The following is a 24,229-nucleotide window of genomic DNA, read 5'->3' as shown; positions in this document are numbered from 1 at the left end:
ACGGCGGGAAGGAACTTATTAACCTTCCTTTTCTATCCCGATAGGGTCGTAATTTGTTAGGCATGAGTGAGTAGCGGACGCATGCGTTTTCCCAGAACCAATTTGACGGACGCCGGGGACTTTTCCAGCGGGATTGAAACGGACCTTCCGGAGGTACATCCAGGAGAAAAGCCGGCGGCGCCGATCTGGCAGAGCAATTTTTCCCTCGCGCCGAATGTCCGTTTCACCCGCACGCCGGAAACGCTGATCAGCAAGCGGCGGGCGCCGGATGAGCCCGCGCGCGATGATTCGCAGATTGGGCAGCAGGCGATACGGATCGAGCCGGTCGCCGTCGACGTGCCCTTCGATATCTATCTGCCGGAGCCGGACGAACTTGCCGCAGCACAGCAGATCGAACTGCAGCCGTCACTCGTTCCGGACGAGCCGGCCTTCCGCGCCACCGCCGAGCTTGCTTCCATTTCGGATTTCGCCTTCTGGGAAGTCATGGCCTTCGAAGAGGCCGTGCCGGTTCGTGCGCCGGCCCTGATCTCGTTCCCGAAGGCCGAGATCGCGCCCGAATCGATCACGTCGCTGTTCCGCATCATGGAATGGCGCCCCGGCCGGCCGGCCGCAGCTCCCGTCGCCTCCCGCCCGGTTTCGCCGGCCGCCACGATCTCCGCAAAGCCCGCCGTGCGCCCTCCCGCGGCCATATCTCTGGAACGGCCCCGGCGCATTGCCGTCCAGGCGGCGGTCGCACCAGCCCCCCAGGCTGCGCCGGCCCCTCAGATTGCGCCCGCGCCTCACGTGGCGCCAGCTCCCGCAGCATCAGTCACTCAGGCCGCGCCGGAGCCTCAGCGCACGCCGCCTGTCGCCGCGGTCCTGCCGTCGCCGCGCCGCGTCGCAAAGCCCGAAAGGATCGACGCCTCCGGCTATGAATTCCCGCCGCGTGCCCTGCTGCAGGAGCCGCCGGAACGCCTGGGCGAGATCATGTCGCAGGAGACGCTGGAGCAGAATGCCGGCCTTCTGGAAAGTGTGCTCGAGGATTTCGGCATCAAGGGCGAGATCATCCATGTCCGCCCTGGCCCGGTCGTCACCCTTTATGAATTCGAGCCGGCACCGGGCGTGAAATCGTCGCGCGTCATCGGCCTTGCCGACGATATCGCCCGCTCGATGTCGGCGCTTTCGGCCCGCGTCGCCGTGGTGCCCGGCCGCAACGTCATCGGCATCGAATTGCCGAATGTCACCCGGGAAACCGTCTATTTCCGCGAGATGATCGAGAGCCAGGATTTCGAGAAGAGCGGTTACAAGCTGGCGCTCGGTCTCGGCAAAACGATCGGCGGCGAGCCCGTCATTGCCGAACTCGCCAAGATGCCGCATCTGCTCGTTGCCGGCACCACCGGCTCAGGCAAGTCGGTTGCCATCAACACGATGATCCTGTCGCTGCTCTACCGCATGACGCCGGAACAGTGCCGTCTGATCATGGTCGACCCGAAGATGCTCGAGCTCTCCGTCTATGACGGTATCCCGCATCTGCTGACGCCCGTCGTCACCGACCCGAAGAAGGCGGTGATGGCGCTGAAATGGGCCGTGCGCGAGATGGAGGAGCGTTACCGCAAGATGTCGCGCCTCGGCGTGCGCAATATCGACGGCTACAATGGCCGCGTCAGCGAGGCCCGCGAAAAGGGCGAGACCATCCACATCATGGTCCAGGTTGGCTTCGACCGGCAGACCGGTGCGCCGATCGAGGAGAGCCAGGAGCTGGATCTTGCGCCGATGCCTTACATCGTCGTCATCGTCGATGAGATGGCCGACCTGATGATGGTCGCCGGCAAGGAAATCGAAGGCGCGATCCAGCGTCTCGCCCAGATGGCCCGCGCCGCCGGCATCCATTTGATCATGGCGACACAACGCCCGTCGGTCGACGTCATCACCGGCACGATCAAGGCGAATTTCCCGACCCGCATCTCCTTCCAGGTGACCTCGAAGATCGACAGCCGCACGATTCTCGGCGAACAGGGTGCCGAGCAGCTGCTCGGCCAGGGCGACATGCTGCATATGCAGGGCGGCGGTCGGATTTCCCGCGTCCACGGCCCCTTCGTCTCGGATGCCGAGGTCGAAAAGGTCGTTGCCCATCTGAAAACGCAAGGGCGCCCCGAATATCTCGACACCGTCACCGCCGACGAGGAGGAAGAGACGGAAGAGGAAGAAGCCGGCGCCGTCTTCGACAAGAGCGCGATGGCCTCCGAGGATGGCAACGAGCTCTACGAACAGGCGGTCAAGGTCGTCATGCGCGACAAGAAATGCTCGACCTCCTACATCCAGCGCCGCCTCGGCATCGGTTACAACAGGGCCGCGTCCCTCGTCGAGCGCATGGAGAAGGAAGGCCTCGTCGGCCCGGCCAACCACGTCGGCAAGCGCGAGATCGTCTCCGGGCGGGGCGACGGCGATTGATTGGGCACGGCGTGCGCTACGCACTCCGATTCATGTCCTCAAGCTTGCCAGCCGCACCGTCTCGCTGACGAACCCGGTCTTTCCGCCGGTGTAGAAATCCCAATCGCCGCCTGCCTCCACAGCCAGGCGGCGTTTCAGCTCAGCATAGGCCTGGGCTCTTGCCGGGTGATTTCGGAGATAGTCGCGAAACAGGATGCGCTCGCGATGCGCATGATTGTCGGGTCCGCAGAGATAGAGCTTGAATCCGTAAACCTGGTGATCCCGGGTGAAGGCCCAGCGTTTCACTCCCCGATCGCCGTGGAAGACGAAATCGGCAGAGCGCACCGCATCGATCGCCGTCGGCAGAACGTCGTCGGAGATCGTGACGATATCGAGGTCGATCTTCGGCTTTGCGGCCAGGCCGGGCACCGACGTACTGCCGATATGATCGATGGACAGCACGAGGTCGCCGAGCAGGGTCCAGAGCTCGGCGCTGATTTCGGCAAAGAGCCGCAGCCAGGAGGGATCGTAGTCGACCACTTTGATGGCGCGCATGCCCTTCCTCTCGATTGCGCTCAGCGCGCCTCGGCCAGCAACCCCTCGAGGATCGCGATCATCTTCTGTTCGGCCTCTTCGAGCGAGCCGCTATTGTCGAGTTCAGTCACGTCATAGTCGCCGCGCACCGTCAGCGGTCCGCGGGCGAGCCGTGCCATGATATCCTCATGCGTTTCGCGTCCGCGCGCCTCCAGCCGGCCGGCAAGCACTTCGGCGCTGGCGGTGACGTTGATGACCTTCAGCCGTGGGAAGGCGGCCTGGAAACGGTAAAGCGCCGAGCGCGAGCCGTTGGCGACGACGACATGGCCCTTGGAAAGGGCGACGGAGACCTCGGCCGGAATGCCGTATTTCAAGCCGTGCGCTTCCCACCAGACCGCGAAGGAGCCTGACTGCTCCATGGCCGCAAAGCCTTCGAGAGAGACCGAAAGATGATTTTCGCCACCGGCATCGCGGTGGCGGGTAATGACGCGGCGGATGAAATGCACGTTGTCACGCCCGGAAAAACGCCGGGCAGCGAGATTCATCAGCGTGTCCTTGCCGGCGCCGCTCGGTCCGACGACGACGACCATGATTCCGCGCTCGGCGCCAGCTCCCGGATGAGGTTCATGCGTCATGCGACACGGCGTCCCTGGCGCCAGACGGAGCGTGTCACCGGCACGCCATGCGAACGGTGGACGCGGACGAGATCAGCGCGCAGCCCGGTGGCGATCCGGCCGCGATCGTCGAGGCTGACGGTTCGGGCGGGCGTCGACGTCACCATGGCGATCGCCTTCGGCAGTGTAATGCTTTCGACTTCATCGGCAAGGATGAAGGGCGCATGCAGCAGGCTGAGCGGCACGTAATCGGAGGACAGCACGTCGAGCACGCCCATCTCGGCAAGGTCGCGGGCGGCGATATTGCCGGAGTGGGATTTGCCGCGCACGATGTTCGGTGCACCCATCAGCACGCTCATCCCATGTCCGTGCGAGGCCCGCGCTGCGTCGAAGCTGGTCGGGAATTCGGCGAGCCGCACGCCGTTGTCGATCGCCTCGTCGACATGAGAGAGCGTCGCATCGTCATGGCTCGCCACCGTGATGCCGCGCTCGGCGCAGACCTTGGCGATGGCGTTGCGATGCGGCGTCGAATTGCGCGCCGATTCTGCCTGGCGCTTGGCGACGAAACGGGCGAAGACCTCGTCGCTCAGACCGCGCTTCTTCTGATAGTAGAAGATATATTGATCCATCGTTTGGAACTGCCGCTGGCCGGGCGCATGATCCATCAGCGAGACCAGCCGCACATGCCGGTCGTGTTCGAAATCGGCGAAATGTTCGAGCACATTGTCGGCCGAGACCTCGCAGCGCAGATGCAGCAGGTGTTCGGCGCGCAGCCGGCCTTCATTCTCGGCCGACTGGATGGCGTCGGCCATGTCGCGCATCTCGCCATGCTCGAAGCCGCCGTCTTCATCCGCACCCATGCGCAGGCAGTCGAACACCGTGGTGATGCCCGAGGTAACGATCTGGGCATCATGCGCCTGGACTGCGGCGGTCTTGTTCCAGCGAATGCCGGGGCGCGGCTGATAATGGCCTTCGAGATGATCGGTATGCAGCTCGACGAGGCCGGGAATGACATAGTCGCCTTCGAAATCTTCACCGGCTACCGAATTGCCCTCGGAAATATCGGCGATCTTGCCGTCGCGAATGAGGATCGAGCCGGAGAGGATATCATCCTCGAGAACGATGCGGGCGTTGGAAAACACGGTCTCTTTGCTCATGTCGTCAGGTCTTTCAGCTTTTGGCGCCGGTAAGCGGCAGCCAGGAATGAACTTTGAACGGGGCGCCGCGCGTCTCCTCGGTGAAGACCGCAAGGCCGGTAATCGAAAGCGGCCGGCCGATGAAATCGGCAAAACGCTCGGTCAGAATGGCTTTCATCATCTCGGCGCGTGTCTCGGGCACCTGCCCGGTGAGCGTCATGTGGAAGCCGAAATCCTCCATCACATAGGGATAACCCCAGCGCTGCAGATTGGCGCGCTGGCCGTCGCTGAGCTTCTCCGGGTTGCGCCGCGCCATATCGGCCGGAGAAAGCGCTGCGCGGAACGGCTCGAATGACTTTACCACCTTCGCGGCAAAATCCTGAAGCGGTTGATGAAGAGATCCGGGAACGAGAGCAAAAAAACGGCCGAGCTGGCCGAGCACCAGCTCGGGGATCTCGAAGGCTGGCGTGCGCGCGGCAAAATCCTCGACGACGGTCATGAAATCCTTTTCGGTGACGGAGGCGGCGAGCGAAAACGGCGCCTTGATCGTCGCGTGAAAGCCGTAGCGGCGCGGATCGGCGGTCAGCTCGAACTGCTCTGCCGCGCCGAGCATCTCATGCTCTGGTGCCGGATAGGTTTCGCCGGAAAACGCATCGCGGCCGAGCCAGAGCGAGGCCGCGCCGGTCAGGGGATGATCCTTCGACGGCGTGAAATAGAGAGCGTAGCGCAAGGCTTTTATCCTGGGGATCGTCGAAACAGGGAGCGCAATGTGCAGTGATTTGGCGGCGAACCGCAAGCAGGTTCCCGGCTAAAAGATTTCCGTGACAGAATGATGATGGCGGCAGCGCCGCCATCGCATTTCGAGCGGCGGGATCAATGCGCCTTCGTGCCCATCAGCCGGTGGCGCAGCGCGTTCGAGGCGGCGTCGAACAGGAAGACGACGATCAGGATCAGAATGACCATGTAGGCGACGTTTTCCCAGTTGGCATTTGTGCGCATCGCCTCCCACAATTTGAGGCCGATGCCGCCGGCGCCGACGGCGCCGATGATGGTCGCGCCGCGCACGTTCGATTCCCATTGGTAGAGCGTCTGGCTGACGATGACGGGAACGATCTGCGGCATAATGCCGTAACGATGGACAAGCACGGTCTCAGCGCCGGTCGATTTGATGCCTTCGCGCGGCTTGTTGTCGATATTCTCCAGCCCTTCGGAATAGAGCTTGCCGAGCGTGCCGGTCTCGGTGAGGAAGATTGCGCCGCTGCCGGCAAGCGGGCCGGGGCCGAAGGCGCGGGTCAGGAACAGCGCCCAGATCAGCATGTCGACCGAGCGCAGGAAATCGAAGAAGCGCTTGAGGATCTGGTTCAGGAGGCGGTTCGGTGTGATGTTGCGCGCCGCCAGGAAGGCCAGCGGGAAAGCGGCGAGCGAGCCGAGCAGCGTTCCGAGGAACGCCATGACGATCGTCTGGAAAAGCTTGGTCCAGACGTCGCCATGCTGCCATTCGCTGTTGTTCCATATGTCGTCGAAGGCGAGCGACAGGTTGGACTGCTCGGGCTTGATGCGCGAGCCGGAGACGATGAGGCCGATGACCTCGCCGACCGGCTTGTCGAAGAAGGAGGATTGCGTGTCGAAGATGAAATTCGCCCAGCCGATGAAACGCTTGCGGATTTTCACCCGGTCGACGGAAATGCTGACATTGCCGGCAGAGCCGAGATCGGCAAGCACATTGTCGTCATAAACGGTCATCCAGCCGGGCACCGGTCCGACCACCTTGGGCGCACCGCTCGAAACCTCGACGGGCACGCTGATGCCGTACGCAGTCACGATCGTCTCGCTTTTCGAGACGGTGACGCTCCGGCTCGTGCCGCTGATCGAAACGGTGATGCTGCCGTCGGGATTGTTGACCAGCCAGTCCGGATGCGGATTGTCGCCGAGCGGCGAGAAACGCGGATAGCGGATGTCGATCGAACCGTCGTCTTCGATGCGCAATTCCGGCTGAACCTCGTAGCTCACCCATTGGCTGAGATAGATGCCGACACGTTCCCAATGGGCCTCGGCGAAGAGCTTCGGCAGGTCGAAGAACCATACGGCATAGAGGCTGTAGAGCAGCGTTGCGATCAGGATCATCAGCCCGCCGAAACGCTGGCGGAACGACCGGTGGAAATATTCCGGATAGCGCGCTTCTATCTCACGCATGCGGTTTGCGTCGATCACCGTCATGGCGGCCTCAATGTTGCAGGAGGAAGGCGTGCTCGCCGACGAGACGGCGGCGCAGCCATGCGGAGAACTGGTCGACGGCGACGATCGTCACGAACAGCAGCAGAACGAGCGCCATCGTCTTGGCGCCGAAGCCGCGCGAGATCGATAGCTTCAGCTCCTCGCCGATGCCGCCGCCGCCGACGGCGCCAATGATGGTCGAGGCGCGCACGTTGATCTCGAGGCGTAAGAGCGCATAGGAGGTAAAATTCGGCAGCACCTGCGGCAGGGCGGCGAAGCGCACGCGCTCCCACCAGTTGGCGCCGACGGCCTTCATGCCCTCATGCGGCTTCATGTCGATATTCTCGGCCACTTCGTAGAAGAGTTTGCCGAGCGCGCCGATCGTGTGCAGGGTGATGGCAATGATGGCGGCGACCGGCCCGATCGACAGGATCGCCGAAAACAGGCCGGCAATGACGATTTCGGGGAAGGCGCGCAGGAATTCCATCAGGCGCTTGGTGAAGATGCGCAGCGGCCATGAACTCGTCAGGTTTCGTGCGGCAAATAAGCTCAAGGGAACGGCAAAGACGAAGGCGATGATGGTCGAAATCAACGCCACGTTGATGGTGACGATCATCAGCTCGAAATATTCGGGAATATAGAAGGCGCCCCAGATATAGACGCGGCCTTTGTCGAAATTGAATTCCTCGCCGCCTCTGTCGTTGACGCTCGTTATGTCGAACAGTGCGCGCCAGACATCGTTCCAATCCTTGGGGATGAGCCAGCTCAGGAAGTCGAAGAGATGCGGCAGCCGGTCGAAGAAATGGCCGGCATTGCTCTCGTCGGCGAAGCGGACGGAGCTGACGAAAGCCGCAATCAGGATCACCAGGCCAAGCACGGTGTAGAAGTGGCGCCTGGCGACCATCCGGCCCCAGGCGGTGCCGATCTCCTGGGTGCTCTGCATGTGCGGCTGTGTATCGGCAATAGTCATGGACCCCCCCGCCGGTTACAAAAGAAGGGACGGCCGTTGCCGGCCGCCCCAGCATTCACGAGGCCGATCAGCCGCCGATGGCAGCCTTGCGGACTTCGACGACGGCCTTGTAGAAGTCGTGCTTGACCGGGGCGTAGCCCTTGTAATCGCCGCCTTCGACAGCTGCGAAGCACTTGTGATCCTTTTCCGGCAGAGCCGTGAAGAAGGCTGCAAGCTTCGTCTGCCAGTCTTCGCCAAGCGCGTTGCGCACGACGAGCGGGCCGTTCGGGATCAGCGGCGAACGCCAGACTTCAACCAGCTTGTTCGGATCGACGGCGCCCTTGTCGACTTCCTTGCGGAAGGTGCCGGAGGTGTAGCCGTCCTTGAAATCGCCGATGCCGGAGCTGTCGTCGACGGCAACGTCGACCTTGCCGTCATAAGCGGCGAGCAGGTTGTTCTCGTGGCCGCCGTTGAACTGCGTCGAGGCGAAGAACTTGTCGTTCGGCATGCCCGTGTCCTTCGGGATCTGGGTCAGCGGAACGAGGTAGCCGGAGGTGGAGTCCGGGTCGGCATAGCCGAGCTTCTTGCCCTTGGCGTCCTTGATGTTCTTGATGCCGGAGGACTTCAGCGCCAGGCCGATCGAGTAATAGCCCGTCGAACCATCCTTCTGCTGCGTCGTCAGGATCGGTGTAACGGCCTTCGGGTCCTTGAGGTAGACGGAAGCATAACCTGAGGCGCCGAGTTCGGCGAAATCGAGCGTGCCGCCGAGCAGGCCCTGGATGACGCCGTCATAATCGGCGGCCGGGAACAGCGAGACCTTCTCTAAGCCGAATTCCTGCTTCAGATGGTCGGCAAGGCAGGCATAGTTGCGCAGGCGGTCGGTTTCGTTTTCGCCGCCGAGGATCCCGATGCGGAATTCCTTGAGGTCTGCAGCATGGGCGCCGCCGGCGAGCGCGAAGAGCGCCGTTGCCGCAAAGAGTGCTTTCTTCAACATGTGTCTCTCCTATTGACCGGTGTCCCCGGCCTCCCGTTACGAAGAAGTTGCCCTTGACGCGGGCGCTCGATCGCGGCCGCCTCTCTCAGAGACCGGCCAGCGCCAGCGGTTGGGTGCCGGCGGATTGATTGTCTGCCCGCTCGGGAGCGATCGTGATGGAGGTCGAGGTCATCGTTTCGTCGATGCCGGCGCCATCCTTGTCCGTCCCGTAGATTTCCTTCACCGCCTCGGCGGTCAGTTCCGTCGGCTTGCCGTCGAAGACGATGCGGCCGCCGGCCATGCCGACGATGCGCTCACAATAGTTGCGGGCGGTGTCGAGCGTGTGCAGGTTGGTGATGACGGTAATGCCCTCGCGCTCGTTGATATCGCGCAGCGCATCCATGACGATCTTGGCGTTGAGGGGATCGAGCGAGGCGATCGGCTCGTCGGCGAGAACCATTTTCGGGTTCTGCATCAGCGCACGGGCGATCGCCACGCGCTGCTGCTGGCCGCCGGAAAGCGTGCCGGCCGGCTGCAGCGCCGTCTGCTCGATGCCGAGGCGTTCCAGCGCTGCGATCGCATGCACACGTTCCTCGCGGGTGAAGATATTGAGCAGGCTCATCAGCGTCGAGCGGTGGTTGAGACGGCCGAGCATGACATTGGTGAGAACATCGAGGCGCGGCACCAGGTTGAACTGCTGGAAGATCATCGCGCAATCGCGCTGCCAGTTGCGCAGCGCCTGGCCGCGAAGCCCGGAGACCTCGATGCCGGCGAAATGAATGGAGCCGGAGCTCGGCTCCTGCAGCCGGTTGATCATGCGCAGCAGCGTTGACTTGCCGGCGCCGGACCGGCCGATGATGCCGACCATCTGGCCCTGCGGAATGTCGAGCGTGACGGAATCGACGGCGAGCTTTTTTCCGAAGCGACGTGTGACATTCTTCAGCTCGAACATCATGCTTTCCCCCTGCACTCCAGGCCTTGGTCAGCATCGCATTAGTCCCGCTTGATGAACCTCAAATGTCATATTTGTGTAAGTCGTGTCACAATTCTCCGAGCCTATATCGGAGGTTTAATCGTCGTAGCGGGCCAAGAAGTCTTCCGCGCTCAGGTTGCGAAAATCCTGCAGCGCCAGGCGCAGCCGGTCGTGTTCCCAGTCCCACCAGGCGAGCCTATCCATGCGTTCGCCGACCGCTTTCGAAAACCGCTCGCGGATGAGCTTGGCCGGCACCCCGCCGACGATCGAATAAGCAGCGACGTCCTTCGACACCACGGCGCCGGCGCCGATGACCGCGCCGTTGCCGACGTTGACGCCGGGCAGGATGGTGGCCCCGTGACCGATCCAGACGTCGTTGCCGATCGTCACGCGGTTTGCGCGCCGCCAGGCGAAGAAATCCGTCTCCATGTCGCCGTCCGGCCAGTAGTCGGCGGCGCGATAGGTGAAATGATGCAGAGTCGCCCGCCAGGTCGGATGGTTGGTGGCGTTGATGCGCACGGCGGCAGCGATGTTGACGAACTTGCCGATCGTCGCGCACCAGACGGAGCCATCCTGCATGATATAGGAATAGTCGCCGAAAGTGGCTTCGCTGATGCGGCAGCGTTCGGAGACCTCGGTATAGCGCCCGAAGCTGGAGTCGCTGATATCAGCCGTCTCATGGATATAGGGCTCGATATCAAGCTTGCGGCTCATGCGGCGATCTTTCGAGGAGAAAACTGCTGGACGTCGAGGATGCGGTCGGCGGCCGCCTCGCGCACTTCCTCGTCGTGGAAGATGCCGAGAAGGGCAACGCCGGCCTTCTTCTTCTCGGCAATCATGGCGACGACGACGGCGCGATTCCTGGCGTCGAGCGAGGCCGTTGGTTCGTCGAGAAGCAGGATCGTGTGCTCGGTGATGAAGCCGCGGGCAATGTTGACGCGCTGCTGCTCGCCGCCCGAGAAGGTGGCGGGCGGAAGCTGCCACAGCGCTTCCGGCAGATTGAGCTTGGCGAGCAGCGCGCCTGCCTTTTCCCGTGCGGCGCCGGCGTCTTCGCCGCGCGCCGTGAGCGGTTCGGCGACCACGTCGATCGCCGCCACACGCGGCACGGTGCGCAGGAACTGGCTGACATAGCCGAGCGTATTGCGCCGCACATTGAGCACGGTGCGCGGGTCGGCAGAGGCGAGATCGACGACGCGGCCGTCGTGGCGCATGAGGATCTGGCCGGTGTCGACGGCATAATTGCCGTAAATCATCTTGAGCAGCGAGCTTTTGCCGATGCCCGAGGGGCCGCCGAGCACGACGCATTCGCCTGATGCGACCGAAAAGGCGACATCGGAGACGACGGGCAGCTTGATGCCGTCGCGCAGGTGCATGGTGAAGCTCTTCGAGACTTCGGAAACGACGAGGGGCGTTGGCATGATGTCTTCTTTCTTGGTTCCGAACCCGTTGTCAGACCTGCAGGATCGAGGAGACGAGCAGCTGCGTGTAGGGTTCTCTGGGATCGTCGAGCACCCGGTCGGTGAGCCCGTGTTCGATGACGTAGCCATCCTTCATCACCATCATCCGGTGCGACAGAAGGCGGGCGACGGCGAGATCATGGGTGACGATGATGGCGGACAGGCCGAGATCATTGACGAGGCCGCGCACCAGATCGAGCAGGCGCGCCTGCACCGAAACGTCGAGACCGCCCGTGGGTTCGTCCATGAAGACCAGGCGCGGGCCGGTGACGAGGTTGCGGGCGATCTGTAGGCGCTGGCGCATGCCGCCGGAAAAGGCGCGCGGCTGGTCGTCGATGCGGTCGGCGTCGATCTCGACGCGTTCCAGCCAGTCGATCGCCGAGGCGCGGATCTTGCCGTAATGCCGGTCGCCGATCGCCATCAGCCTTTCGCCGACATTGGCGCCGGCCGAGACCGCCATACGCAGGCCGTCGGCCGGGTTCTGGTGCACGAAGCCCCAGTCGGTGCGCATCAGGAAGCGCCGCTCGGCCTCGTTCATGCGGTAAAGGTCGCGGTAAGTGCCGTCGCGCATGTGATATTCGACGCTGCCGGTGCTCGGCAGCAGCCGGGTGGAAAGGCAGTTCAGCAGCGTCGTCTTGCCGGAGCCGGATTCGCCGACGACGGCGAGCACTTCGCCGGGCCAGAGCTCGAAGGAAACGTCGCGGCAGCCGATACGGTTGCCATAGAATTTCGAAACGTCATGGACTTTGAGAAGCGGGATATCGCTCATTCTGCAGCCTCCCGGGCCAGCATCTCGCCGGCATGCCCCTGCGCGCGGCGGTCTTCGCAATGATCGGTGTCGGAGCAGACGAACATGCGCCCGCCCTTGTCGTCGAGGATCACCTCATCGAGGTAGACCTCCCCTGCGCCGCAGAGCGCGCAGGGCTTGCCGAAGCGCTGGATCTCGAAGGGATGGTCTTCAAAATCCAGGCTGACGACGTCGGTATAGGGCGGCACCGCATAGATGCGCTTCTCGCGTCCGGCGCCGAAGAGCTGCAGCGCATCCGACATGTGCATCTTCGGATTGTCGAATTTCGGCGTCGGCGACGGATCCATGACATAGCGGCCATGCACCTTGACCGGGTAGGCATAGGTCGTGGCGATGCGGCCATTGCGGGCGATATCCTCGTAGAGCTTGACATGCATGAGGCCGTATTCCTCGAGCGCATGCATCTTGCGCGTCTCGGTTTCGCGCGGTTCGAGAAACCGCAGCGGCTCGGGGATCGGCACTTGGTAGACGAGTACCTGGCCCGGTCCGAGCTTTTCCTCGGGGATGCGGTGGCGGGTCTGGATGATCGTCGCCTCGCTGGTATGCGTCGTCACCGCCACATTGGCGACCTTCTGGAAGAAGGCGCGAATCGAAACCGCATTGGTCGTGTCGTCGGCGCCCTGGTCGATCACCTTCAGCACGTCATCAGATCCGATGATCGAGGCCGTCACCTGCACGCCGCCGGTGCCCCAACCATAGGGCATCGGCATTTCTCTGCTGGCGAAGGGCACCTGGTAGCCCGGAATGGCGATCGCCTTCAGGATGGCGCGGCGGATCATCCGCTTGGTCTGTTCGTCGAGATAGGCGAAGTTGTAGCTGGCCAGATCGCTCATTCGGCGGCTTCCTTCATGTCTTCGCCACCGTTGCGGGCGGCTTCGAATTCGCGGCGCATGCGGCGGACGAGATCGAGTTCGGCTTGGAAGTCCACATAATGCGGAAGCTTCAAGTGCTCGACGAAACCGGTCGCCTGGACGTTGTCGGAGTGCGAGATGACGAATTCCTCGTCCTGGGCCGGCGCGGTAATGTCCTCGCCGAGCTCGTCAGCACGTAATGCGCGATCCACCAGCGACATCGCCATTGCCTTGCGCTCGCTCTGGCCGAAGACCAGGCCGTAGCCGCGGGTAAATTGCGGCGGCGCCTTGGCGGACCCCTTGAACTGGTTGACCATCTGGCACTCGGTGATCTGGATCGTGCCGAGCGAGACGGCGAAGCCGAGTTCCGGCACCTCGAATTCCACCTCGACTTCGCCGATGCGGATCTCGCCGGTGAAGGGATGGTTGCGGCCATACCCGCGCTGGGTGGAATAACCGAGCGCCAGCAGGAAGCCTTCGTCGGCGCGGGCGAGCGCCTGCAGGCGCAGATCGCGGGTCATAGGAAATTCCATCGGCTCGCGGGTCAGGTCGCCGATCTGGTGATCTTCGGGCATGTCGCCGTCGGCCTCGATCAGCCCCTCCTCGCCGAGAATCTCGGAGACGCGCATGACGCGGCCGGTCTCGGCCTCGCGCTGGGCGGGTTCCTCGACCGCCTCGTCGGATAGCAGCGAGGGATCGAGCAGCCGATGGGTATAGTCAAAGGTGGGCCCAAGCAGCTGGCCGCCCGGCAGATCCTTGTAGGTCGCCGAGATGCGGCGTTCGATCGTCATGTCAGCCGTATCAAGCGGCTTGGAATAACCGAAGCGCGGCAGCGTCGTACGATAGGCGCGCAACAGGAAGATCGCCTCGATCATGTCGCCGCGCGATTGGCGCACGGCCAGCGCTGCGAGCCTGCGGTCGAAAAGCGAGGCCTCGGCCATGACGCGGTCGACGGCGAGGGCAAGTTGTTCGACGATCTGCTCGATGCCGATCGCCGGCAGCGAACGGTCGCCGCGGCGGCGGTCGGCAAGCAGCCGGTGGGCATTGGCGATGGCGGCCTCGCCACCTTTGACGGCAACATACATGAGCTCAGATCTCCGTTGCTGTGATCTTGGTGGTGCGCGGCAGGCAGATGAAGCGTCTGCCCGAGGTCAGCACGATGTCGATGCCGCGCGGAAAGAGAGCGCGGTTCTCGGTCCAGAGCCTGAGGAAGGTCTCCGGCAAGCCGACAGGCGCGATCTCCGCGACGGTCTGGATACCGGGACCCATCAGCGCCAGCCTGCGCCCGCCCTCCAGTTCGGCAAGCTCGACGATCAAGGTCGTCGAACGGTCGGGATATTCCTGCGTGCCCGATGCAAACAGCCCGAAGGGGCAAAGTGCGGTGCCGGCTTCCGTAAAGGCGAAACGCGCCTCGGCCTTTTCGGTGGTCAGCGGCGCGCCGGTGTGGAAGCCGAGCCATTCCGGCACGGCGGATTTCGCCAGCCCCTGGGAAAGCCAGACTGATGTGTCGTGGTCGCAAAGCGTCAGCGCGATCGCGCCGGCGGCGATGCCGAGCGGTGCCGGCGGCGCGGCATCGGGCTGAACCGTCTGGATCGTGCCGGGCCGGGCCATGCCGTCCATCAGCATTTTGAAGACACTCTGGGCGTGGAAGACCGGTTCGGCAAAGCCGCCGGTCAGAGCTTCCGTCTTCAGAACCATCAGTTGTCTCCCCGCACCATGGTGAAGAAATCGACGCGGGTGGCGGCCGTCTCGTCGGCCTTGCGGCGCTCAGTAGCGGCGATCCGCTCGGCGATCGGCAAAAGCAGCGCCTGCTCGACGAAATCCTGCGTCGCCTCCTCTTGCCAAAGGGCGTCGAAGATCGCCGCAAGCCGGGCCTTCTCGCGGTCGGTGCCGAGCGCCTGCGCATGGCCGATCGAGCCGGAGTCGAGCCGGACGGTCGCCCGTGTCACCGTCACCTCGCCGAGATTGAAGGACGCTCCGCCGCCGCCGATGCGGCCGCGGACCATCACCAGCCCTGTCTCCGGTACGCGCACCGCATGCGCCGCAGGCTTTTGCGGCAATGCATCCCAGACCGCCTGGAGTTCGCTGCGTTCCGCGCGCGCCAGCAGATCGGCGGCGCGTTTGCGCCCGGATGCCGTCTGTGACGCAGCGTTTTTCCTGTCCACTGAGATCATCGCCGCTTTCCTTTAAATGTCTATTGATATAGACAACCATACAAGCTATGTTTAGTCCTAAATCGATGTCATGACAAGCGTGTGACGCCGTCGGTTGAAATGACGGGGCAGGGGTGGAATGGCAGGATTGAAGCAGGTGCAAAGACAGACCGGCGTGGCGCTCTGGCGCCAGATCGCCGACCGGATTCGCGAGGCGATCAGCACCGGAACCTATGACGAGGCGGGAATGGTGCCGCCGGAAACGATCCTGGCGCAGCAATTCGGCGTCAACCGGCATACGGTGCGCAGCGCTTTGGCGGCCTTGGCGCAGGAGGGAATCGTGCGTGCGGTACAAGGTCGCGGCACGCTGATCGAGCGTAAGGAGCGGCTGAATTTTCCGATCACCAAGCGCACGCGCTTCACCGCCGGCATCGGCGATCAAGCGCGCGAAATGCGCGGCCTTCTGCTTGATGATGTCACGGAGGAGGCGAGCGCCGAGATCGCCCGCTGGCTCGGCCTGAAGCAGGGAGCGCAAGTCATCCGCCTGGAAACATTGCGCCAGGCAGACAAGCGCCCGGTTTCAAAGGCGACGAGCTGGTTTCCTGCCGCACGCTTCGCCGGCATCGGTGAGGCCTACCGCAAGCACGAATCGATCACCAAGGCCTTTGCCGACCTTGGCCTGCCGGACTATGTGAGGGCGACGACAGAAGTGACGGCCGCCCATGCGAATACATCAGACTTGGCCGACCTGGAGCTCACCCCCGGTGCGATCCTGCTGATCGCCAAGGCGATGAACACCGATCTCGACGGTGTGCCGGTGCAGTATTCGATCAGCCGCTTCGCAGCCGACCGGGTTCAGTTCACCATCGAGAATTGAGGGCAGCCTTCCCCGTCGGGACAGGGAAGGCCACTGGATTCAATGTGCGCCGGACATATCGCCGAGCACTTCCTTGGAAGCCACGGTGGAATCAGCCTTCAGCTTGTAAACCATCGGGACGCCGGTCGCGAGGTTGAGGGCGAGCACGCCTTCCTTGGTCAGCTTGTCGAGCACCATGACCAGCGAGCGCAGCGAATTGCCGTGTGCGGCAACCAGAACCTTCTCGCCGCGCAGCACGCGCGGCAGAATCTCGGTGAGGTAATAGGGCCAGACGCGGGCGCCGGTGTCGCGCAGGCTTTCGCCACCCGGAGGCGGCACGTCGTAGGAGCGGCGCCAGATATGCACCTGCTCCTCGCCCCATTTGGCGCGCGCATCGTCCTTGTTGAGGCCGGAGAGATCGCCATAGTCGCGCTCGTTCAGCGCCTGGTCGCAAATCGTCTCGAGATCGGGCTGACCGACCTTGTCGAGGATGAGCTTCAGCGTGTGCTGGGCCCGCACCAGAGCCGAAGTATAGGCGACGTCGAATTTGATCCCGTATTCGGCCAGCGCCTTACCACCGGCATTGGCTTCCTCGATGCCGAGCTCGGTCAGATCGGGATCCTTCCAGCCGGTGAAGAGATTCTTCAGGTTCCAGTCGCTCTGGCCGTGGCGAACGAGGACGAGGGTACCGCTCATGAATTAGCCTCCGTGATATCGTTATGAAGAAGAGAGCCCGAGCACGTCGAGCATGGAATAGAGACCCGGCTTCTTGTCGCGCGCCCAGAGTGCGGCCTTGATGGCGCCGCGCGCAAAGATCGAGCGGTCGGCCGCGCTGTGCGACAGCGTGACGATTTCGCCTTCGCCGGCGAAAAGCACCGAATGCTCGCCGATGACGGAGCCGCCGCGCAGCGTCGCAAAACCGATCGTGCCGGCCTCGCGGGCGCCGGTATGGCCGTCGCGCACTCGGACCGATTTCGAGGCAAGATCAATATCGCGGCCCTTGGCCGCCGCTTCGCCGAGAAGAAGGGCGGTGCCGGAAGGCGCATCCACCTTGTGCTTGTGGTGCATTTCCAGGATCTCGATATCCCAGTCGGCGGGCTCGAGCGCCCGTGCGGCCTGCGCGGCGAGCACGCCGAGCAGATTGACCCCGAGGCTCATATTGCCCGACTTGACGATGCGGGCATGGCGGGCGGCCGCCGCGATCCTGGCATCGTCGTCGGCCGAACACCCGGTCGTGCCGACGACATGGACGATGCGGGCCTGGGCGGCGAGCCCCGAGAATTCCACGGTCGCGGCGGGCGAGGTGAAGTCGAGCACGCCTTCGGCATGCAGAAAGGCGTTGAGCGGATCGTCGCCAATGATGACGCCACTGGGGCCGAGGCCGGCAATCTCGCCGGCATCCTTGCCGATAAAGGGCGAGCCGGCGCGCTCGACTGCGGCATGCAGTGTGGCGCCCTCGATGGAATCGATGAGGCGGATCAGCGTTTGGCCCATGCGCCCGGCTGCGCCAACCACCACCAGTTTCATCGCAGCATCGCTCATCTCAGGTCTCACCAGGTCAGTTTGAATCGGAGGCTGAAGGCCTCTGCAGATTGTTGAGGCGAGCGTAAAGACCGTCGCTGACCTTCGCAAGCGTCTCGTGATTGCCTTGCTCGACGACGCGGCCCTGCTGCATGACGACGATCTTGTCGGCGCGCACCACGGTCGAAAGCCGGTGGGCGATGACGACGACGGTGCGGCCGGTCATCGCCTCGTCGAGCGCCTTCTGCACCGCCGCCTCGGATTCGGTGTCGAGGGCCGACGTCGCCTCGTCGAGCAGCAGGATCGGCGCATTGCGCACCAAGGCGCGCGCAATCGACAGTCGTTGGCGCTGACCGCCCGACAGCGTCACGCCGTTTTCGCCGACTGCCGTCTCGTAACCCTGCGGCTGTGCCGAGATGAAGTCATGCGCATAGGCAAGCCGCGCCGCTTCTTCCACCTCGGCGTCCGTCGCTTCCGGCCGGCCGTAGCGGATATTGTCGCGGATCGTGCCCTCGAACAGGTAGGGCTGTTGCGAGACATAGGCGAGCTGCTGGCGCAGCGACTTCTTGGTGATGTGGGCGATATCCTGTCCGTCGATCAGGATTTCGCCTTCACGTGGATCGTAGAAGCGCGGAATGAGGCTGATGACGGTGGATTTGCCGGCGCCGGAAGGACCGACCAGCGCGGTGGTGGCGCCGCCGTCGGCGATGAAGCTCACGCCGCTCAGCACGCTCTCATTGCCGTAGCCGAAGGAAACATTGCGGAATTCGATTCTTGCTTGCGTCACCGTCAGCGGCTTTGCATCCGGCAGGTCGCGCTGGCGCGGTTCCATGTCGAGCAATTCGTAGATCATCCGCGCATTGACGACGGCACGCTCCATCTGGACCTGCAGGCGGGCAAGCCGGCGGGCCGGGTCATAGGCCAGCAGCAGCGCCGTGACGAAGGAGAAGAAGGCGCCCGGCGGCACATTGAAGTAGATCGAGCGGTAGGCGGCATAGGCGAGCACGCTGGCGACCGCAAAACCTGCAAAACTCTCTGTCAGCGGGGAGGTGCGTTCGGAAAGCCGGGCAATCCGGTTCGCCCGGCTTTCGGCGCCGGTGATGAGTTTGTTGACCTTGCGCTCCAGTTCGTCTTCCATCGTGAAGGCTTTGACGATGGCGATGCCCTGGATCGTCTCTTGCATGGCGCCGAGCACGTGGCTGTTCAAATGCACCGCCTCGCGGGTCGCCGAGCGCAGCCGCTTGGAAACATAGCGCAGCGCATAGAGCAGCGGCGGCGCCATGATGAACACCGCAAGGCTGAGCAATGGATCCTGGAGGATCATCACGCCGAGCAGCGAGATGAAGGTCAGAAGGTCGCGTACCGTCGAAGTGATCGTCAGGTTGAGCACGTCGCGGATGCCGCTGACGTTCTGGCTCACCTGCGCGGCGATATGGGCGGAGCGCGCCTCGCTGAAGAAGCCGACCGAAAGCGTCATCAGATGCGAATAGAGCCGGCGCTGGTAACGCGCGACGATATTGTTGCCGACCTTGGAAAGCGCCACCGCCTGGCCGTAGCTCGCAAAACCGCGCAGCACGAAAGCGATGAAGATCGAAAGGCAGATGATCCAGACGACGTCGGCGCGGCGGTTGGCGAAGGCCTCGTCGATGATCGCCCGCATGATCCAGGCGGTAAACGCCGTCGAAAGCGCCACCACAATGAGACAGACAATCGCAAAGACATAGCCCCAGAGATGGTCGCGGCCGTTTTCAGCGATGATGCGCTTCAGGATGCCGGTTACGGTATCGCTGCTGACGCTCTGCGTTCTGCTTTCCGCCGCTTCCAAAAATGAGGTTTCCTGTCTCGGACCAGCGTCCCGCGAAGGCGAGGCGCACTTTTGCCGGGGTCTATAAAGAGTTGGGACCGGTTTGGCTAGAGCGCCGCGCGTCCGGACAGGACGCGCTTAGGGACGCTCTGTTTGCCGTGCGCGCCGCGCCTAACGCCGCCAGCGGCGCCCCTCCGTCGAGACGCCGAAATTGGCGGGCATGCGGGCATAGGAGGAAAGCCCGGCAAGCGCCGCCAAAGGATGCGTCACCACATAGGTCGGGATGGTGCGAAGGAGGCCGGTATGCGGCGCCTTGTCCTCGAAGGCCGTGCGGAATTCCGGTCTCTTCAGCGCCGGCAGGATCTTCTGGGAGATGCCGCCGGAGAGATAGACGCCGCCGCGCGCCATGAACACCATCGCCATGTCGCCCGCCACGCGGCCGAGATAGGTGGCAAACAGCGCGACGGTCTCGACGGCCGCCTTGTCGCTGCCGGCTAGCGCGTGCGAGGTGATGTCGGCCGGATCCTTCATCGTCGGCTGGATGCCGTCGACGACGCAGATGGCGTTATAAAGATTGACGATACCGCGTCCGCAAAGGATCTGCTCGGCCGAAACACGGCCTTCGATCGTTTCGATATGCGGGAAGAGCTGATAGTCGCGTTTGCTGCGCGGTCCGAGATCGATATGGCCGCCTTCGCCGGGGACCGGGATCCAGCTGTGCTGGGCATGCACCAGCCCGCCGACACCGAGTCCGGTGCCTGGTCCGAGCACGACGCGGGAAGCGATCATGTCGCCGGTGGCCTCGCCGATGCGTTCGCGGTGCTCGTCCGAAAGGGCGGCGACTGCCAGCGCCTGTGCCTCGAAATCATTGACGACGAGCACGTCCTCCATGCCGAGGCCCTCGATCATCGTCTTTGGCCGCACCACCCAGTCGCAATTGGTTAGCGGGATCTCGTCGTCGTTGATCGGGCCGGCGACAGCAAGGATCGCCGAGCGCGGCTGCACGGCGGTCTTGTCGAGCACGCCCTTTTGGATCGCTTCGTCGATCGTGGCAAAATCCGCCGTGCGCACGTTCGGAAACTGCTTCGGCTCGGCATAGGCATCGGTCAGGATGGAGAAGCGGGCATTGGTGCCGCCGATATCGCCGATCAGGATCGGGAAAGGCAGCGGAGCGGTGCTGTGGTTCGGTTTTGGCATGGCCGGTTCCGTGCTGATCAGGCTTCGAGTGTGGGAAGAAGTTTTATAGCGGTCGCGTGGTTGAGCGCCATCGGAATATCGTAAACGATCGCCAGCCGCATCAGCGCCTTGACGTCGACATCGTGCGGCATCGGCGTCAGGGGGTCGACGAAGAAGATCAGGGCGCCGACCTCACCGGTCGAAATCAGCGCGCCGATCTGCTGGTCACCGCCGAGCGGTCCGCTTTTCAATCTGGTGACGTCGAGATCCGGGGCCGCGTCAAGGACGCGCCCGCCAGTGGTGCCGGTGGCGACGATCTTCCAGCGGGAGAGCAGGTCCCTGTTGGCGCGGGCGAAGTCCGCCATGTCGTCTTTTTTCTGGTCATGCGCAATCAATGCTAGGCATTTGCCGCCGGCCATCAAGCCCTCCGCCCGAACAATTCAATCGATTTGACCGCTTCTATACCAACAGTTTGCGATTTGAAAGACAAGGCACCGGCGCTCCTTACTGGATCGCCGGCTTGTCGTTCGGGACTGGGCCGACATCGGGCAGTTCTCCGTCGGCATCGGCGGCGGGTTCCGCAGCTGGAGCTGCGGTGAGCGCGCTTGCAGCGGAAGGCCCACCATAGGTGGCGGCTTGCATCGAGGCGACGGAAGCGGCATCGAGCACGGCGGCGCAGGCCTTCGGCAGGTCGGAGACCATCATCTCGCGCGGCGGCTTCGGCGGCTTGGCGCCGGGCTTAGGCGGCTTCGGTGGCGCCCAAGGGGCCGGCGTAAACCAATAGGCAAGCGACTTGTCGCAGCCGTCTCCTGAGGCGACAGGCGCTTGCGGCGTGCATCCGGCAGCACCGGGCGGACATTTGATGCGGATATGGAAATGCGAGTCGTGGCCGTATATCGGCCGGAGCTTACCAAGGTTGGTGCGGTCGCCGGTCCAGGTGTCGCACATCTTCTTCTTGATCGCCGGATTGACGAAGATGCGCTCCACTTCAGGATAGCTCGCCGCCAGCATCAGGAGCCGCGCCCGCGATTGCGTCCACACCTTGGGATCGACGGTCAGGAACTTGTCCTTCTGCAGCATGCTGGTGAAGGGCATGTCCTCGCGCTCCTGGGCCGTCATGCGGCGCGCCGGCATCGGCGTGAACCAGATATCTGCGTCGAGGCCGATCTGATGTGAGGAATGGCCGTTAAGCATCGGGCCGCCGCGCGGCTGCGCGATATCGCCGACGAGGATGCCCGGCCAGCCGGCATATTTGACCGCATCCTGCGAAAACCGTTCCAGGAGCGCGATCATCGCCGGGTTGCCCCAGCGACGATTGCGCGAAAGCCGCATCGCCTCCCAGGTCGGCCCGTCGGCCGGTAATGCCACCGCGCCGGTCATGCAGCCCTTAGCATAAAAGCCGATCGGCTGCGCCGGTCCCTGCGTCGGCAGCCCGACGGCGCCGAACTGGCCCTTTGCACTGCCGGGGCTCGGCGTCTTCTGCTCGGCGCCGACATCGCCGGCGGCAAGGCTTGCACCGATTGCGCCGGCAAGCGTCAATTTGCCGAATGTCCTGAAAGCCTGAGCGAAGCCGAAAGCCATACTGTTTCCTTGAAGCGCTGCCGAAGTGATTTGCCGCGAATCTACCGTGAAAAGCAATTTTGGTGAATCGATGTTTTGGCTGGCGGCGATAGGCGGCGGCGGTGACGGATCGCCGCAGCGTTGCGGCCGCCTGCAATTCCGATGAGGTCTTCAACCTTGGCGCGGCCCAGCAAGGTCAAAATTTCGCGAGCCCGGCAAAAACCAAACTCTCTCCTGTTTTTCGCCCGTATTTTTCGTATTGTCGAACCCACCAATAATTAGGGGAAAGCGTGAATGACGGCTTTGTGGTCGAAGATCGGTTTGGTTCTGACGCTTGCGGGAGCCTTAGCGCCCATGACGGCAACAGCTCAGGACCAGCCCTTTCAGATTGGCAGCTCGGTCATCAGCGAGATGAAGTACAAGCCGGGCTTTGCGCATTTCGACTACGTCAATCCCGATGCTCCAAAAGGTGGAGATCTGCGTCTTTCCGCAAGCGGCGCCTTCGACACCTTCAACCCTCTACTGGCAAAAGGCCAAACGGCGATAGGCCTGTCTCTTGCTTACGACACGCTGATGAAGCCGGCCGATGACGAACTTCTCGTCTCCTACGGCCTGCTTGCCGAGGGGCTATCCTATCCCAATGACGTCTCCAGCGCGACCTTTCGCCTGCGCAAGGAAGCAAAATGGGCGGACGGTCAGCCGGTAACTCCGGAAGACGTCATTTTCAGCCTGGACAAGACGAAGGAATTGAACCCCGTCGCCGGGAACTATTACCATCACGTCGTCAAAGCGGAAAAGACCGGCGATCGGGATGTCACCTTCACCTTTGATGAGAAGAACAATCGCGAATTGCCCAACATTCTCGGCCAGTTGATGATTGTGCCGAAACATTGGTGGGAAGCGCCCGGAGCGGATGGCAAGCCGCGTGACATTACCAAAACAACGCTGGAGCCCGTAATGGGCTCCGGGCCTTACAAGATTGCTTCCTTCTCGCCTGGCGCAACCATCCGTTATGAACTGCGCGACGACTACTGGGGCAAGAATCTCAATGTGAATGTCGGCCAGAACAATTTCCGCAATGTCATCTACACCTATTTCGGTGACCGCGATGTTGAGTTCGAAGCCTTTCGCGCCGGCAATAGCGACTATTGGCAGGAGACAACGGCTGCCCGCTGGGCAACTGGATATGATTTTCCTGCAGTGAAGGAAGGACGCGTCAAGAAGGAAGAGGTTGCAAATCCCCTGCGCTCCACTGGCATTCTGCAGGCTCTTGTCCCGAATATGCGGCGTGACCTCTTCAAGGATATCAGGGTCCGCGAGGCGCTGAACTACGGCCTCGATTTCGAGGAGTTGAACCGCACCGTTGCCTTTAACAGTTACAAGCGCATCGACAGCTATTTCTGGAATACCGAGCTCGCCTCCTCCGGTCTGCCGCAGGGGCGGGAGCTGGAAATACTGCAAGACCTGAAGGACAAGATTCCACCGGAGGTCTTCACAACGCCTTACACCAATCCCGTCGGCGGCGATCCGCAGAAGAGCCGGGACAACCTCCGAAAGGCGATTGCGCTTCTGAAAGAAGCCGGTTGGGAGCTGAAGGGCAATCGCATGGTCAATACCAAGACCGGCCAGCCGATGAGTTTCGAGATATTATTGTCGAGCCCCATGTTGGAGCGCTGGGCAGTGCCTTATGCCAGCAATCTCAAGAAAATCGGCATCGATGCGCGAGTTCGGACAGTCGACGCTTCCCAAGCTGTCAACCGCGAACGCAGCTTCGACTTCGATATGATCTGGAATGTCTGGGCGGAGACAATGAATCCGGGCAACGAGCAAGCCGACTATTGGGGATCCGGCTCGGTCAACCAGCAGGGTTCTCGCAACTACGCCGGCATTGCCAACCCAGCCGTCGATGAGCTCATCCGCATGATTATCTTCGCGCCGAACCGCGATGAACAGGTCGCTGCGATCAGGGCAATGGACCGGGTATTGCTGGCAAATCACTACGTCATCCCGCTATTCTACCGCGATACCGTTAATCTCGCCTATTGGAACACTGTCACGCATCCTGCCGAGTTTCCGGCCTACAGCCTGGGCTTCCCCGATGCCTGGTGGTCGACCTCGGCAAAATGAGCGGGCTTGCAATACAGGGGCCCTCGGCTCCAAATGGCACGGGCGAATCACGACAAGCCGGCAGCGCCGGCAAGGAAAGGCTGGCGGATTGAGCGGCATTGGACTGGACGGCAG

General features: G+C 62.8%; 24 protein-coding genes. 3 read left to right on the top strand and 21 right to left on the bottom strand.

Annotation, left to right across the window (positions count from 1 at the left end):
* Positions 1–81 precede the first annotated feature (81 nt).
* Entirely contained in the window at positions 82–2,430 is a 2,349-nt protein-coding gene (locus ATY29_RS04150; protein ID WP_003571160.1) for a DNA translocase FtsK, read from the top strand.
* A gap of 30 nt (positions 2,431–2,460) precedes the next feature.
* On the opposite strand, the gene ATY29_RS04145 is transcribed toward ATY29_RS04150, so the two are convergent.
* The 15 genes from ATY29_RS04145 to phnG all read right to left on the bottom strand — a co-directional run bounded on the left by ATY29_RS04145 (position 2,461) and on the right by phnG (position 15,092).
* On the bottom strand, positions 2,461–2,964 hold the full coding sequence (locus tag ATY29_RS04145) for a GrpB family protein (protein WP_097535273.1): 504 nt from the start codon (positions 2,962–2,964) through the stop codon (positions 2,461–2,463).
* Between the two features lie 20 nt (positions 2,965–2,984).
* Positions 2,985–3,578: a phosphonate metabolism protein/1,5-bisphosphokinase (PRPP-forming) PhnN gene (gene phnN / locus ATY29_RS04140; RefSeq protein ID WP_025417475.1), complete on the bottom strand. Its 594-nt coding sequence runs from the start codon at positions 3,576–3,578 to the stop codon at positions 2,985–2,987.
* Entirely contained in the window at positions 3,575–4,714 is a 1,140-nt protein-coding gene (locus tag ATY29_RS04135; protein ID WP_097535271.1) for an alpha-D-ribose 1-methylphosphonate 5-triphosphate diphosphatase, read from the bottom strand. The genes phnN and ATY29_RS04135 overlap by 4 nt, the downstream gene beginning before the upstream one ends.
* Before the next feature lie 13 nt (positions 4,715–4,727).
* Entirely contained in the window at positions 4,728–5,423 is a 696-nt protein-coding gene (locus tag ATY29_RS04130) for a DUF1045 domain-containing protein (protein WP_097535269.1), read from the bottom strand.
* 143 nt (positions 5,424–5,566) lie between these two features.
* Positions 5,567–6,910, bottom strand: a complete 1,344-nt coding sequence (gene phnE, locus ATY29_RS04125; RefSeq protein WP_025417478.1) for a phosphonate ABC transporter, permease protein PhnE — start codon at positions 6,908–6,910, stop codon at positions 5,567–5,569.
* A 7-nt stretch (positions 6,911–6,917) separates the two neighbouring features.
* A complete protein-coding gene (gene phnE, locus ATY29_RS04120) occupies positions 6,918–7,877 on the bottom strand; it encodes a phosphonate ABC transporter, permease protein PhnE (RefSeq protein ID WP_097535267.1) in 960 nt (319 codons plus the stop codon).
* Positions 7,878–7,944: 67 nt separating this feature from the next.
* Entirely contained in the window at positions 7,945–8,850 is a 906-nt protein-coding gene (phnD, locus tag ATY29_RS04115; RefSeq protein ID WP_003571148.1) for a phosphonate ABC transporter substrate-binding protein, read from the bottom strand.
* 85 nt (positions 8,851–8,935) lie between these two features.
* A complete protein-coding gene (phnC, locus tag ATY29_RS04110) occupies positions 8,936–9,781 on the bottom strand; it encodes a phosphonate ABC transporter ATP-binding protein (protein ID WP_193550345.1) in 846 nt (281 codons plus the stop codon).
* A 117-nt stretch (positions 9,782–9,898) separates the two neighbouring features.
* On the bottom strand, positions 9,899–10,516 hold the full coding sequence (locus ATY29_RS04105) for a DapH/DapD/GlmU-related protein (protein ID WP_097535263.1): 618 nt from the start codon (positions 10,514–10,516) through the stop codon (positions 9,899–9,901).
* On the bottom strand, positions 10,513–11,220 hold the full coding sequence (phnL, locus tag ATY29_RS04100; RefSeq protein ID WP_097535261.1) for a phosphonate C-P lyase system protein PhnL: 708 nt from the start codon (positions 11,218–11,220) through the stop codon (positions 10,513–10,515). The genes ATY29_RS04105 and phnL overlap by 4 nt, the downstream gene beginning before the upstream one ends.
* Before the next feature lie 31 nt (positions 11,221–11,251).
* Positions 11,252–12,028 carry a phosphonate C-P lyase system protein PhnK gene (gene phnK, locus ATY29_RS04095; RefSeq protein ID WP_003571140.1) on the bottom strand — a complete coding sequence of 259 codons (777 nt, stop codon included), beginning with the start codon at positions 12,026–12,028 and terminating at the stop codon, positions 11,252–11,254.
* A complete protein-coding gene (locus ATY29_RS04090; RefSeq protein ID WP_097535259.1) occupies positions 12,025–12,900 on the bottom strand; it encodes an alpha-D-ribose 1-methylphosphonate 5-phosphate C-P-lyase PhnJ in 876 nt (291 codons plus the stop codon). The genes phnK and ATY29_RS04090 overlap by 4 nt, the downstream gene beginning before the upstream one ends.
* Complete coding sequence (locus ATY29_RS04085) at positions 12,897–14,003, bottom strand: carbon-phosphorus lyase complex subunit (protein ID WP_097535257.1); 1,107 nt, start codon at positions 14,001–14,003, stop codon at positions 12,897–12,899. The genes ATY29_RS04090 and ATY29_RS04085 overlap by 4 nt, the downstream gene beginning before the upstream one ends.
* 4 nt (positions 14,004–14,007) lie before the next feature.
* The gene (gene phnH / locus ATY29_RS04080) at positions 14,008–14,616 is read right to left on the bottom strand and encodes a phosphonate C-P lyase system protein PhnH (protein ID WP_097535255.1); all 609 of its coding nucleotides are present in this window, start codon (positions 14,614–14,616) and stop codon (positions 14,008–14,010) included.
* Entirely contained in the window at positions 14,616–15,092 is a 477-nt protein-coding gene (gene phnG, locus ATY29_RS04075) for a phosphonate C-P lyase system protein PhnG (protein ID WP_097535253.1), read from the bottom strand. The genes phnH and phnG overlap by 1 nt, the downstream gene beginning before the upstream one ends.
* 118 nt (positions 15,093–15,210) lie before the next feature.
* On the opposite strand from phnG, the gene phnF reads away from it, so the two are divergent.
* Positions 15,211–15,948, top strand: coding sequence for a phosphonate metabolism transcriptional regulator PhnF (phnF, locus tag ATY29_RS04070; protein ID WP_003571130.1), 738 nt, complete (start codon positions 15,211–15,213; stop codon positions 15,946–15,948).
* Positions 15,949–15,987: 39 nt separating this feature from the next.
* Here the strand turns inward: phnF and ATY29_RS04065 are convergent, their stop codons facing one another.
* The 6 genes from ATY29_RS04065 to mepA form a co-directional block, all read right to left on the bottom strand.
* Positions 15,988–16,623: a 2,3-bisphosphoglycerate-dependent phosphoglycerate mutase gene (locus ATY29_RS04065; RefSeq protein ID WP_003571128.1), complete on the bottom strand. Its 636-nt coding sequence runs from the start codon at positions 16,621–16,623 to the stop codon at positions 15,988–15,990.
* Between the two features lie 21 nt (positions 16,624–16,644).
* Positions 16,645–17,469 carry a 4-hydroxy-tetrahydrodipicolinate reductase gene (gene dapB, locus ATY29_RS04060; RefSeq protein WP_097535251.1) on the bottom strand — a complete coding sequence of 275 codons (825 nt, stop codon included), beginning with the start codon at positions 17,467–17,469 and terminating at the stop codon, positions 16,645–16,647.
* Between the two features lie 16 nt (positions 17,470–17,485).
* Positions 17,486–19,273: an ABC transporter ATP-binding protein gene (locus ATY29_RS04055; protein ID WP_097535249.1), complete on the bottom strand. Its 1,788-nt coding sequence runs from the start codon at positions 19,271–19,273 to the stop codon at positions 17,486–17,488.
* 150 nt (positions 19,274–19,423) lie between these two features.
* Complete coding sequence (locus ATY29_RS04050) at positions 19,424–20,449, bottom strand: glucokinase (RefSeq protein WP_025417487.1); 1,026 nt, start codon at positions 20,447–20,449, stop codon at positions 19,424–19,426.
* Between the two features lie 17 nt (positions 20,450–20,466).
* A complete protein-coding gene (locus ATY29_RS04045; protein ID WP_003571120.1) occupies positions 20,467–20,847 on the bottom strand; it encodes a methylglyoxal synthase in 381 nt (126 codons plus the stop codon).
* An 85-nt stretch (positions 20,848–20,932) separates the two neighbouring features.
* On the bottom strand, positions 20,933–22,009 hold the full coding sequence (mepA, locus tag ATY29_RS04040) for a penicillin-insensitive murein endopeptidase (protein WP_003571119.1): 1,077 nt from the start codon (positions 22,007–22,009) through the stop codon (positions 20,933–20,935).
* Positions 22,010–22,282: 273 nt separating this feature from the next.
* Here mepA and ATY29_RS04035 point away from each other — a divergent pair, with 273 nt between their 5' ends.
* Positions 22,283–24,115 (top strand): extracellular solute-binding protein, encoded by a 1,833-nt coding sequence (locus ATY29_RS04035; protein WP_025417488.1) that lies wholly within the window; start codon positions 22,283–22,285, stop codon positions 24,113–24,115.
* Positions 24,116–24,229 lie beyond the last annotated feature (114 nt).

The organism is Rhizobium hidalgonense (genome assembly GCF_002914525.1).
GTDB classification, from domain to species: Bacteria; Pseudomonadota; Alphaproteobacteria; order Rhizobiales; family Rhizobiaceae; genus Rhizobium; species Rhizobium hidalgonense.
Note: the sequence above shows the minus strand (reverse complement) of the source record. Positions and strands in the feature narration are given on the sequence as shown.